Below are 12,486 nucleotides of genomic sequence, written 5' to 3'. Positions count from 1 at the left end.
CCGCGAGACTGCCCGCCGCCACCCCGGCGACGTAGCCCAGCAGCGCCGGCAGGACGAGCCGGAGGGCGCCGAAGTCCGCGGAGCCCAGCCGCAGTCCCGCGGTGGCGGAGTTCGCGGTGACGACGCTGGTGAACAGGCCGCCCAGGGCGAGGAAGCCGAACACGTTCGCCGCGCCGGCCGCGAGCACCAGGAGCGAGCGTGTCGCCTGGACACACCGGGCTGTCCGCTGGCCCGGCGCCCCCTGCGGCATGACCGCTCCGTTTCTGCGGCCCCCGGCCGGGGGCACCCGCGATTCCGCCCACCGGCGATCGGCCTCCGGCCTGCCAGCAGCCTCCCACCCCGCGAACCGACCCGCACCCGATCCCCGCACTGGCGTGTCGCCCGGCGCCGCGCCGCCGGCGCCGCGGTCAGCGGTCGGCGCTGCCCGGCGGGACGACCCATGCGGTGGGCTGGCCGGTGACCGCTGAGCCGCGGGCCGGACACCTGGCGGGCTGCCGGAGCAGCGGGTTGTCGGACGCTGAACATCGTTTCGTGGCCAGTTCTCTGACGCCGTGTGAGGTCGCGTCACGGGCCATGGGATCATCGATGACGGAAGGCACGAGTCCGTCGTGCGGGTGTTGCGCGCCCGGCGGATCGAGTGTCCCGGCACCTCCTTCACCAGCTGTTCCGGTTCGAATCACCGCGAGGAGCACGTAAAAATATGTCCACGCAGGTCAACATCCCCGGTTACGCCGCCGGCACGTGGGTGATCGACTCCGCCCGCTCCGAGATCGCCTTCAAGGTCCGCATGCTCGGATTCCTCCCGGCCCGCGGCACCTTCGACGAGGTCGAAGGCACGATCGTATTGGCGCAGAACCCGCTCGACTCATCGGTGAACGCGGTGATCAGAGCCGGGTCGGTGAACACCAAGAACAAGCGGCGCGACCAGGATATCCAGCACGCCGGCTACCTCGATGTCGAGCAATACCCGACCATCACCTTCGCCTCGACCGGGGTGCGGGTCGACGGGGAGAACTTCCTGGTCGACGGCGACCTCACCGCGCTCGCGGTCACGAAGCAGACGACCCTGACCCTGTCGCCCAAGGGCTTCGAGACCGGCGCCGACGGCAAGCGGGTCGTGCGGTTCTCCGCCACTTCCGCGGTCAGCCTCAAGGAGATCGGCGTCACCAAGGGCGGCGCCTTCATCAACGACACGAGCACGGTCACCCTGGAGATCGTGGCGACCAAGCAGGACTGACGGCCCGCGCGGGGGGAGGGAACCGGCCAGGTCCCCTTCCCCCGCGCGCCGTCGCGTCGTGCGCGGCACCGCTCAAAGCGTCACGCGTCAGCGCGTCAGTGCTTCAGCGCCCGGTCGACCAGCGGCCCCGCCGCCCCGGTGTAGTGGGCCGGGTCGAGCAGCGCGGCCAGCTCCTCGCGGGTGAGCACACCGTGCAGCTGCGGCAGTTCGGCCAGGACGTCGACCAGCGCCCGCGAGGTCCGCGCCGCCTGCGCGGACGCCTCACCCAGCAGCTCCTTGGCGGCGGCCTTGCCCAACCGGGGCGCCAGGACGGCCGAGACCCGCTCGGAGACGATCTGCCCGCCGGTCGCCCCGAGGTTGTCGCGCATCCGCTCGGGGTGGACGGTCAGACCCCTGACGAGTTCGACGGCGGTGTGCGCGGCGCCGCCGGTCAGCCGCAGGCACTCGCGCAGCGGCTGCCACTCGGCCTGCCACACGCCGGCCGCCCGCTCGTCCTCGGCGGACAGGCACTGCACCAGGACCGAGGCCAGCGCCGGGACTTGCAGCGCGGCGGAGCGGATCAGCGTCGCCAGCACCGGGTTGCGCTTGTGCGGCATCGCCGAGGACACCCCCCGGCCCGCGCCCGCGGGCTCGGCCACCTCGCCGATCTCGGTCCGCGCCAGCACCAGGACGTCCACCGCTATCTTGCCCAGCGCGCCCGCGGTGTGCGCGAGCACGGCGGCCAGGTCGGCCATCGGTGTGCGCAGGGTGTGCCAGGGCAGCACCGGGACCGCGAGGCCGGTCTCGTCCGCGAAGGCGGCCACCAGGTCCAGGACCGCGGCCGGCTCCGCGCCGTCGCCCGCGTACTGGTGGTAGCCCGCGAGCGTGCCGGCCGCCCCGCCCAGGGAGACCGGAAGCCCGCCGTCCGCGACCTTTTCCAGCCGTTCGGCCGACTCCAGTACGACCTGCCGCCAGCCGGCCGCCTTGAGCCCGAACGTGGTGGGCACGGCGTGCAGCGCGAGTGTACGGCCGGCCATCACCGTGTCCCGGTGCGCGGCGGCCATGTCGGCCAGGTCCGCGGCCACCGCCCGCAGGTCGGCGCCGATCAGCCGCAGCGCCCGGGCGGCCACCAGCATCGCGCCGGTGTCGAAGATGTCCTGGCTGGTGGAGCCGCGGTGCACGTATTCGGCGGCCGTTGGCGACTGCGCGGCGACCTGCGCGGTGAGCGCCTTGACCAGGCCGACGACCGGGTTCGCCGTCTCGCGGGCGGCCAGCGCCAGTTCCCGTACGTCCAGCTGCTCGGCGCGGGCCGCGGCCGTGATCGACGCGGCGGCGTGCGCGGGGACGGTGCCGCAGCGGACCTGGGCGCGTACCAGGGCCGCCTCCGCGTCGAGCATCGCCTGGAGCCAGGCGGTGTCGCTGACCGCCGCCTCCACGGGGGTGCCGGCCCTGACCGGCGAGAGCAGGCCCGCGTCCAGGTGGGGGGCGGCGGACCCGGGGGCCGCGGTCACGCGGTCGCCCCCGCTTCCGCGGCCGTCCCGTACGCGGTACGGGGGGCCTGCTCCGGCAGCCGCTCCGGGGGGAGGGACGGCTCCGGCAGCGCGAGGACCGCCGCCGCGATGATGTCGGAGTCCTCCAGGGTGACCGAGCCGACGCCCGGCCTGATGCCGGCCGCGGTCACCCAGTGCACGGACTCGGTGGGCACGCCGTAGGCGAAGCGCCGCGGATGCGCCCTGCCCTGGGCGTCCAGCAGCCGGTACGGCCGCTCGGAGACGGCCAGCCCGCCGGTCTCGTAGTCCTGGCCGTCCACGCCGGGGACGCGGTAGGGGCGGCACTGCCCGGTCCGCAGCAGCTGGCTCATCAGCGGGTCCGCGGTGCGGCGCAGGTCGATCTCCGGCAGCCGGCCCTCGACCAGCGCGGTGGCCCGCACCCGCACGCCGGGGATCTCGCTCGACGTGCAGACGAAGCAGCCGCCGTCCGGGTCCTGCGGGTCGGTGCCGACCCGCATCCCGGGGCCCGTCACCTCCAGGACGCCCGCGTCCATCAGCGCGGCCATCTCCTCTATCCGCGACGCGGGCGGGCCGATCGACAGGTAGGCGTTGAGCGGCGTGTACCACTGGTCCAGCTCGTCGCGGTGCGAGGCGGCGTCGAGACCGCCGTGGTCCACGGCCAGCCGCACCTCGTTGCGCAGGTCCCGCAGGATGTCCAGGGCCGCCTTGAAAGGACCGCTGACATTGCCCTCGTGGGCCTTGCGGACATCCTCGTCCAGGTAGCCGCGCAGCCAGGCGCGGAAGGCGGCCAGGTCGCGCAGCGCGTGCGCGTCGTAGGGGCGGGCGACCCGCTCCCAGTCCCAGCGCTCGGCCGGGTGGATGCCGGCCTCGTCCAGCAGCTGCTGCTCGGCCTCGCCCGGTTCGGCCTTGAGGTAGCGGGTGGCGAACTCCGCGACCCGGGCCGGGGTTTCGCGGGTGGCGAGCAGCGTCTCGTAGTAGACGCTCTGCACCTCCATGGCGATCAGCGACCACAGGCCGGTGCCGAAGCGGATCGGCTCGCGGGCGGTGGACGGCGTGCGCAGCGCGGCGACGTACTCGGCCGTCAGCAGCCGCGGGGTGTAGCGGCCGTGGGCGCCCTTCTGGTTCTCACCGCGGGCCTGGTAGGGCACGCCCCGCCGGGAGCCGGCGTAGATGTGCGGCTCGCGGCCCGAGGGGTGGTAGACCAGCCGGCCCTCGACCCGTTCGAAGACGCCGCCCCTGGCGTGCGTGAACAGGGCCATGTAGTCGAAGAAGTTCAGGCCGAGCCCGCGCACCAGGACGTTCTCGCCGGGCGCGATGGACGACAGGTCCACGTCGGCGGGGTTGGCCGGGGCGATGTAGGTCAGGCCGTGCTCGGCGGCGAAGTCGCGCAGCTTGCACTCGGCGCCGGTCGGGCGGACCGGCACGTGCCCCTGCGCCAGCATCACCGCGGACAGCCCGGTCAGCCGCGTGCCGTCCTCCAGCACCACGGTCTGCGGCCCGGCGCCGCCCAGCACGGGGTCGCCGTCCGTCAGCGCGACGGCCCGCGAGGCGTGCACGCGCACCGAGACGTGCGAAGGCGCGTTGGCCGCGACATGCCGGAACGCCCAGGTCAGGTACTGGCCGTACAGCGCCCGCGTCGGGTAGGTGTCCGGCTCCAGGGCGCGCGCCTCGGACAGCGCCGCGTCATCGACGGACGGCGCGCCGGACGCGGCGGCTATGTGCTCCAGCGCCTTCGCCCACCGGTACAGGCTCGGCCCCTCCTCCAGCGGCCCCTCGATGGCGACGCTGGCGTCGGTGAAGACCGTGACCTGGGAGGCGACGGTGTTCATCAGCAGGTGCCGGGACTGCTTCGGCCGCCACACCCGGCCCGCGCCGGGCGGGTCGGGATCGACGACATGGACGGTGACGCAGCTCCAGCGGGGTGACTTCCGCTCCTGCGCACAGAGCCGTTCCAGCAGGGACAGCCCGCGTGGTCCGGCGCCGACGAGGCACACTTCCCTACGTCCGCCACTCACAAGGACACTCCGTTCACCTGGATGGACGCGCGTGGACCCGGAGCGCGGTACACAGGGCCGCGGAGACCCGTTCGACCTGGTCCATGCTCAATTCCGCGTGCATGGGTATGCCGAGTTGGTGCTCGAAGAGGTCCGCCGAGACCGGGCAGGTCTGCTTCGACTCGTAGACGGGCTGGACATGGCACGCCCATGTGCCGTGCCCGCAGCCGATGCCCTGGGCCCGCAGGTCCGCGGCGACCGCCGCGCGGTCCACCCGCGGATCGAGCCTGACCAGGTAGGACTGCCACGAGTGGGTGCGGTCCCGCGGCACGTGCGGCACGGTGAGCAGCTCCTCACCGCCGAGCAGTTCGGCGTAGCGCGCGGCAAGCGCGTTCCTGCGGCTGAGGAGTTCGCCGATTCTGCCGAGCTGTACCTGCATGATCGCGGCGGCGATGTCGGACAGCTTGTAGTTGTAGCCGATCTCGGTGAAGACCGGCACCGGCAGGCCGACGATGTGCGCCTGGTCGAAGATCGGCGCGATGCCGAAGGACGACCGCAGCCGCGCGTCCGCCGCGAGCGCCGGGTCGGCGGTGAGCAGCGCCCCGCCCTCACCGCTGGTGACGCCCTTGCGGCCGTGGAAGGACAGGCAGCCCACCGGCGCCAGCGCGCCGGCCGGCCGGCCCTGGTAGGTGGCGCCGACCGCGCAGGCGGCGTCCTCGACCAGGAAAAGGCCGTGCCGGCCGGTGACCGCCAGCAGTTCGGTGTAGTCGGCCGGCAGGCCGACGGTGTCCACCGCGATGACGCCGACCGTCCGCGGGCCGATCAGGTCGGCCACCGCCTGCGGGTCGATGGTGCCGGTGTCGGGGCGTACGTCGGCGAAGACCGGGACCGCTCCCGCGTAGCGCACCGCGTGGGCGGGGGCGGGGAAGGTGTAGTCGGCGACGATCACCTCGTCGCCGGGTTGGACGCCGAGCGCGAGCAGCGCCAGGTGGAGCGCGGCGCCGCAGTTGGTCACCGCGACCGCGCCGCCGACCCCGTAGTGCTCGGCCAGCTGCCGCTCGAAGGCCGTGCCCCGCGGGCCCTGGCCGGCCGGCCAGCCGGAGGCGAACACCTCGGCGACCGCGGCCAGTTCCCGCGCGCCTAGGCTCGCGTGCACCAGCGGAATCGGGTCCGTCGTGGTCATCGCCGGCTAGGCCTCGCCGTCTGCTTCTCGGCGCGAGCCCAGCGGGGTGGGCGGTTCGAAGCGCAGCGGGGTGATCTGCTTGACGTCGTAGTGCTCGCGCATCCGCTGCACGGCGCCCGAGTCGACGGTCCTGCCCTCCGCGAAGATCTCGCAGATCTCCTCGAAGTAGCGCTCGTGGTCGGGCGGCGGGGACGCCTGGAAGAGCATGCGGGTCGGGGTGTCGGTGGGGTTGCGGAAGGCGTGCGGGGTTCCGCTGGGCACGAACATGCAGCTGCCCGCGCCGGCCCGCAGCACCTGGTCGCCGTCGGGGGATTTCCAGTCGCTCCAGTCGTCCTCGGTGCGCTCGGCCGGCTCGAAGGCGAAGAGGTCGAGCTCGCCCTCCAGGACGTAGAAGAACTCCGTCGAGTGGTCGTGGACATGGGCCCCGACGTTGAAGCCCGGCGGCACTATCACCTCGAAGGTCGAGGCGAAGCCGCCGTCCGCGCCGGTGACCTTGAACGTGACGTCCTGCGCCTTGGTCAGCAGCCTTTTGCCCTGTCCTGGCGGGACGATGAGGCCCTTCATGCGATAACCCTTCCTGTCGCCTGCGCGAAATCGCGGTCGAAGTCGTCGACACTCCAACTGCCCACCGCCATTTCGGCGGTGATACCGGGGCCGAATCCCGCGACCAGTCCGGTGGCGCCCGGCGCCATCGTGCCTTCGTCGAAAAGCCTGCGCAGCGCGTCGAATACGACCGCGCTCGCGATGTTCCCGTATTCGGTCAGGGTCGCCCAGCTGTGCCGGAACATTTTGCTGTCGACCTCGAGGTACTGGCTCAGGTCGGCGAGAATCCGCGGACCGCCGGCGTGAATGATGTAGTAGTCGAGATTGCCGACGTCCCAGCCGTGCTTCGTGACGAGGTCCCGCAGCACCGGGGCGAGCGGCTTCATCGTGCCCGGCACCCGGCGGTCCAGCTGGAAGTGGAAGCCGGTGGAGCGTACGGCGTAGGAGATCCAGTCCTCGGTGTTCGGAATGAGGTAGGAGCCGTTGCGCTCCAGCGAGATCCCGGTGCCGCCGCTGCCCCGCACCACGGCGGCGGCGACCGCGTCGCCGAACAGGCCGTCGGACAGCAGCGAGCTGATGGCGTCGTCGGAGGGCTGGTAGCACAGCGAGCACAGCTCGCACGAGACGATCAGGACGTTGGCCTCGGGATAGGCCGTGCAGAAGTCGTGGGCCCGGTTGATCGCCGCCGCGCCCGCCGCGCAGCCCAGTTGGGCGATCGGGATCTGCCGGGTGGCGGAGCGGAAGCCCATGGTGTTGATCAGCCACGCGGTCAGCGACGGCATCATGAAGCCGGTGCAGGACACGTAGATGATCGCGTCGATGTCCTCGGCCGTCACGCCGGCGTTCACCAGCGCCTTCTCGATGACCCCGGGGCAGCGCCGCTTCGACTCGACCTCGTAGACGCGGTTGCGCTCCTCGAAGCCCGGGTGCCGCAGCGTCTCCTCGATGGGCTGCACGATGTGCCGCTTGCGCACTCCGGTGTTCTCGATCAGCCGCAGCGCCAGGGGCAGTTGTGGCTTGCCGGAGTGCGCTCTCTCGGCGAACTCGAGCGTCTGCTCCATCGTGATGACATGTTCCGGCACGCTCACTGACGGCTTGCATAGCGTTGACATGGCTGCCATCCACCTTCTGTGCGTGAGGGATCTTCCCCAGGTCAGATGTGACGTGCTGATGTCGGACGTGCCGGAACCGGCGCCCGCGAGGGCGCCGGGACCCGGGTCGGAACGGTGCCGCGGCGGGTGCGGCTCAAGCCCGCTTCTCCAACTGGTCCTGCAGCCGCCGGGACAGCTCGACCCGCCGGACCTTCATCGTGGCGGTGCGCGGCAGATCGGCCTCCGCGACCTGGACCGGGTCGCTCAGCTGCGGGAAGTCCGCGACGGCGGTGCGCCAGCGCTCCAGGTCCAGCGGCAGGTCGCCGCTGGTGCAGATGATCGGGACCGGCTCGGAGTTGGGGCCGATCACCACGACCAGCTCGGTCAGCTCGTCGAGGCGGCTGAGCATCAGGTCCTCGATTTCGAGGGTGCTGCTGGTGTCCGGGACCATGTCCACCTCGCGGTCGAGCATGTGCAGGCAGCCGCGCTTGGTGCGGTAGCCGACGTCCCCGGTCTTCCACCAGCCGTCGTGCTTGTTGGCGTCGTAACGTTCCTGCTCGCCGAAGTAGCTGTGCGCGATGCCGTCCCAGCGCACCTCGATGGCACCGGGGTTGGCCTTGGACGGCGGCCTGCCGTTCCGGCTCACCACCCGGACCTTGGCGCAGCCCGGCATCGGGTAGCCCACGCACCGCCCGTCGGTGCGGTGGACGGACTTGCTGAAGTACGGCCGGCCGACGGCGGGGCCGACCTCGCTCTGCCCGTAGATCTGGAAGAACAGCGGCACCCGGCGCTTGGAGGACGAGATGAGCCGGGTGATCGTCCTGGGGTGGATCGCGTCGAAGGTGCTGCTGAAGTACTTCACCGACGCGAACGGCTTGCGCGGGTCGTCGGCGAGCACCTCCCAGTCCATGAACGCGTTGGGCAGCGCCTCGATGAAGGTCGGCTTGTGCGAGACGAACAGCCCGGCGACCTCGTCGGACTTCGGGTTGTTCATCAGCAGCACGGGCATCGCCTTGAGCAGCACCAGGGACATGGCCGCGTACATCCGGGAATGCACGAAGGGCAGGTTGATCGCGACGGTGTCGCGCCGCCACATCAGCGACAGCAGCCACCACTGCGGACGCAGCCGTACGCCCATGGTCCGCGGGGTGTGCACGACGAGCTTGGGCACGCCGGTGGTGCCGGAGGTGTGGGTGATCATCGCCGGGTCGTCCAGCCCGCGGAAGACCGGCTCGACCCGCGGGGACCCGGCGAGGTCGGTGAGCGCCACCGCGCCCGGCCACTCACCGGTCGCGATGATCACGGTCTTGGCCAGCTCCCGCACCGGCACGTCGGCCAGCACGCCGAGCTTGGGCAGGTCGGTGAGCAGGTGCGGCTGGTGCAGCCGGCCGAGCAGCACACCGACGGTCGCGCCGTCCAGGGCCGGCGACAGCATCACCGGCACCGCTCCGACGCGGGCGGCGGCGGAGGCCAGCATCCAGACGTCGAAGTTGGGGGCCTTGTAGATCGCGATGGTGTCGCCCGGCCGGACCCCCGCCGCCCACAGCCGGCCCGCCAGGTCGTCCACGTGCTCGGCGAGCTGGGCGACCGTCAGACGCCGTCCCGCCGCGGGTAGTACGTCGAGGTCGTGGTCGAGCGTGAGCAGCGTGGAGCTGTTCTTGGCCGCGGCCATTTCCGGCATACTGCCGAGTTGAAGACCGTGCTTCGCTATCGAACGGTCGACCGTGAAGCCCATCATCAGAACCAGCTCCTTTTCCAGAAATGAGATGGAATTCGGGCCGTCGCCGGCTCGGCGGCGTACGAGGCACGCTCAACGAGCACCGAGGTCTGAGGTCCGCCTGTCGGCAATCGACCGGTCTTGCGGCGGGCGGACGTCCGCGTCCCCTTCCGGCTGCCGAGTGGCACCCAGCATCAGACACGGGACTTGGCCGTGACTGTCCATCGGGTTGGCGTCGGCTTGGAAGCGGGCCGCGGCGGGCCGGTGGGGCGGCCCCGGGGGGCACGACTGGTCCGTCGTCGACGGGCGTCTTACCGGAGGGCGTCGGCGGGCCTAACAGTTTGTTGAAATGCGCAGGTCAAACAGACAAATCATGTCACATTCAGGCTAGATCTGAACAATCCACGGGCCTTGACAATGAGTCATCAAGTAGCCACTCTCGTATCTGAGTATTACCCAGTAACTGTTGGTAGCTGTCTGTGTGATTCACGGGGGTACGGCCATGTTCATGGTCGGGCAGGACGGCGGCGGTTGCGATGATGGCGCCGATGTGTCAGGACCCGAAGGAGATCCGGCGTCGGAAGGACCAATGATATGACCACCGCAGAGATATCTGCAGCCACATATCGCACACCGCCCGGATATATTCGATGGACCGAGGCCCAGCCGCTGGAAACGCAGGGCACTCCGCACGGAATTGTGGAATTCCGGGCACTGGGTCCCGTGGAGGCCGTGGTCGACGGCCGCATGGTGGATCTGGGCACGCCGAAGCAGCGCGCGCTGCTCGCGCTGCTGGTGAGCCGGGTGGGCCAGCCGGTCACGGTGGACGTGATGCTGGAGGAGCTGTGGGCCGGGCGCCCGCCGCGCTCGGCGCGCACCTCACTGCACGCGTACGTGGCCAATTTACGGCGGGTGCTGGAACCCGCCCGGGCCCGCAGGACACCCGCGACGGTGCTGCGCACCCACGGCCAGGGCTACCTGCTGGACAGCCGCTCCGTGCAGGTCGACGTCCACCGCTTCTGCGAGCGCGCCACGGCGGGCTGGCACGCGTGGGGCCGCGGCGACCGGCGGCAGGCGCTCAGCGAGTTCGAGGCGGGGCTCGCCCTGTGGCGCGGACAGGCCTACGCGGAAGTGGCCCACGCCACCCACGTGGTGCCCGAGGTGGAGCGCCTTGAGGAACTGCGGCTCTCACTGATCGAGGGGCGCTGCGCCGCGCTGCTGGCCGCCGGCGCCCACGAGGTCGCGGTGGCGGAGCTGGAGGCCTTCACGCAGGCCCACCCCTTGCGTGAGTACGGCTGCGAGCTGCTGAGCCTGGCGCTCTACCGGGCCGGCCGGCAGGCCGACGCGCTGGCGGTGCTGCGCACCAACCAGAAGCGGCTGGCCAAGGAGCTGGGTATCGACCCGAGGCCGGCGCTCCAGCACCTGGAGACGGAGATCCTCAACCAGGCACCGGCCCTCGACTGGCACCCGCCGGCCCTGCCGGGCATCCCGGCCGTCCCCGCCTTCCCGGCCGTGCCGTCGTCCAGCCGTACCGTGCCCGCCCAGCGGTTCGGCGCGGTGGACGTGCTGCCCGAGCCGGCTGCCGACGCCGAGGTCTTCGTCGGCCGGGACGCCGCGCTGCGGCAGCTGGCAGACGCGCTGCCCGCGGCGGGGGCGGGCCGCGGCCAACTGGTGACCGTGTCGGGCGAGCCGGGCATCGGGAAGACCAGCCTGCTGCGGTATTTCGCCAAGTCGGCGGGTGTGCCGGTGCTGTGGGGCGCCTGCCCCGAGCATGTCGCCGCGCCGCCGCTGTGGCCCTGGCAGCAGGTGCTGCGCACGCTGGCCGCGTACAGTCCGCAGCGCTCGGTGCCGGGACCGGTGGCCGAGCTGCTGGACCGGGACGTCCGGCAGCCGGCGGAGGGCGCCGACGCGGACGCGGCCACGCTGCGGCGGTTCGAGGCGATCGTCGACTACCTGACCGGCGCCTCCTACGCGGCACCGCTGGTGGTGGTGCTCGACCACCTGCACCGGGCGGACGTGACGTCGCTGCGGCTGCTGGCGCACCTGGCCGAGTCGGTGCCGGCCAGCCGGCTGCTGGTGGCGGTGTCCTACCGGTCGGGCGAGGCGACGCTGACCGAGACCTCGGCCGCGCTGGCCCGCGCGGAGATCACCCGGATCACGCTCGGCGGCCTGACCGTCCAGGAGGCGCAGGCGCTGGCCGGCGTCATGCTCCACCGGGAGGTCGGCAGGCGTACGGCCGAAGGCCTGTGGGACCGCACCGAGGGCAACCCGTTCTACCTGCGGGAACTGATCAAGCTGCTGACCAGCGAACAGCGCCTGGAGCGGCCCGACACGGCGCCGGTGCCCGTACCGGTGCGCGAAGTGGTGCTGCGGCGGGTGGCGGAGCTGCCGCAGACCGCGGCGGGGGTGCTGGCGGTGGCCGCGGTGGCCGGGCGGCACTTCGACATCGACGTCGTCGCCGAGGCCGCCTCGGTCGGCATCGAGGCGGCGCTCGAAGCGCTCGACGCCGCGGTCGCGGCGGGCCTGATCGCGGAGGACCAGCAGCGCCTGGGCTGGTTCCGCTTCACCCACGCCCTGACCGCCGAGGTGCTCTACGGCGCCACCGGGCGGCTGCGCCGGGCCCACTTGCAGAGCCGGATCGGCGCCGCGGCGGCCCGCGCCTGGACCGGCGATCTGACCGGCGCGGCGGAGGTCGCCCGGTACGTGCCGGTGGACCGGTGACCGTGCCCGTGGGTACCGGCGGGCGGGTGACGGCCTCGCGGGCCGCCGCGTCGCAGGGCAGCACGCCCACCAGGTCCCGACGGCCGCCCACGGAACGGGAGATGGCGGCGACCTCCAGGAGCGCGCTGCCCGATTCCGAGTCGCTGACCGACGCCGAGGTGTCGATGACCACGCAGACCCGCGGCGGCCTGCGCCGCATGCCCGGCAGTACGGCGCCGGGCACACCGGCCGAGCGGCGCGAGGGCCGCCCGTAGCTGTATTCCTCGCCCGCGCCGCGGCCCGAGACCGCCGAGCGGATCGCCGCGCCCAGCAGGTCACGCCAGGGCTGCGGCGGATGGAAGGCCTCCTCCGCCCACCGCCGCCAGGACCTCGGGGCGTCGCCGGGCCGCCCGTCGATGCCCTGCGCTACTCCGTCGCGCCGGCTCGGATGGCGACGACCTTCGCACGCGCCGCGTCACCAGTCAGACAGGTGACGTCAGTGCGGCGAGCCGCCGCCGCGGTCGAGGCCCG

9 protein-coding genes and 1 pseudogene are annotated in these 12,486 nt (G+C 72.3%); 2 read left to right on the top strand and 8 right to left on the bottom strand.

Features of this window, described 5'->3' with window-relative positions:
- Nucleotides 1-250 (bottom strand): DUF1275 family protein (locus V7E46_RS18875; protein WP_333769508.1); only part of this gene is annotated, 250 nt, incomplete at its 3' end.
- A 450-nt stretch (nt 251-700) separates the two neighbouring features.
- On the opposite strand from V7E46_RS18875, the gene V7E46_RS18870 reads away from it, so the two are divergent.
- Entirely contained in the window at nt 701-1,237 is a 537-nt protein-coding gene (locus tag V7E46_RS18870; protein ID WP_333769507.1) for a YceI family protein, read from the top strand.
- 95 nt (nt 1,238-1,332) lie between these two features.
- Here the strand turns inward: V7E46_RS18870 and pcaB are convergent, their stop codons facing one another.
- The 6 genes from pcaB to V7E46_RS18840 form a co-directional block, all read right to left on the bottom strand.
- The gene (gene pcaB, locus V7E46_RS18865) at nt 1,333-2,727 is read right to left on the bottom strand and encodes a 3-carboxy-cis,cis-muconate cycloisomerase (protein ID WP_333769506.1); all 1,395 of its coding nucleotides are present in this window, start codon (nt 2,725-2,727) and stop codon (nt 1,333-1,335) included.
- A complete protein-coding gene (locus tag V7E46_RS18860) occupies nt 2,724-4,742 on the bottom strand; it encodes an FAD/NAD(P)-binding protein (RefSeq protein WP_329177999.1) in 2,019 nt (672 codons plus the stop codon). The genes pcaB and V7E46_RS18860 overlap by 4 nt, the downstream gene beginning before the upstream one ends.
- Before the next feature lie 13 nt (nt 4,743-4,755).
- Nucleotides 4,756-5,904, bottom strand: a complete 1,149-nt coding sequence (locus V7E46_RS18855; RefSeq protein ID WP_333769505.1) for a DegT/DnrJ/EryC1/StrS family aminotransferase — start codon at nt 5,902-5,904, stop codon at nt 4,756-4,758.
- A gap of 6 nt (nt 5,905-5,910) precedes the next feature.
- On the bottom strand, nt 5,911-6,468 hold the full coding sequence (locus tag V7E46_RS18850) for a cupin domain-containing protein (RefSeq protein WP_329178001.1): 558 nt from the start codon (nt 6,466-6,468) through the stop codon (nt 5,911-5,913).
- Entirely contained in the window at nt 6,465-7,559 is a 1,095-nt protein-coding gene (locus V7E46_RS18845; RefSeq protein WP_329178002.1) for a type III polyketide synthase, read from the bottom strand. Before V7E46_RS18845 ends, V7E46_RS18850 begins: the two co-directional genes overlap by 4 nt.
- A 133-nt stretch (nt 7,560-7,692) precedes the next feature.
- Nucleotides 7,693-9,276 carry a class I adenylate-forming enzyme family protein gene (locus tag V7E46_RS18840; protein ID WP_329178003.1) on the bottom strand — a complete coding sequence of 528 codons (1,584 nt, stop codon included), beginning with the start codon at nt 9,274-9,276 and terminating at the stop codon, nt 7,693-7,695.
- A gap of 573 nt (nt 9,277-9,849) precedes the next feature.
- Between V7E46_RS18840 and V7E46_RS18835 the strand changes: the two genes are divergently transcribed.
- The gene (locus V7E46_RS18835; protein WP_333769504.1) at nt 9,850-11,976 is read left to right on the top strand and encodes a BTAD domain-containing putative transcriptional regulator; all 2,127 of its coding nucleotides are present in this window, start codon (nt 9,850-9,852) and stop codon (nt 11,974-11,976) included.
- A 37-nt stretch (nt 11,977-12,013) separates the two neighbouring features.
- Here V7E46_RS18835 and V7E46_RS18830 read toward each other — a convergent pair.
- A pseudogene (locus V7E46_RS18830) lies at nt 12,014-12,385 on the bottom strand (DUF2201 family putative metallopeptidase); the annotation flags it as partial.
- Between the last annotated feature and the right edge of the window lie 101 nt (nt 12,386-12,486).

This window comes from Streptomyces sp. IBSBF 2435 (assembly GCF_036815005.1).
Taxonomy (GTDB): domain Bacteria; phylum Actinomycetota; class Actinomycetes; order Streptomycetales; family Streptomycetaceae; genus Actinacidiphila.
This window is presented reverse-complemented; position numbering and strand designations above follow the sequence as displayed.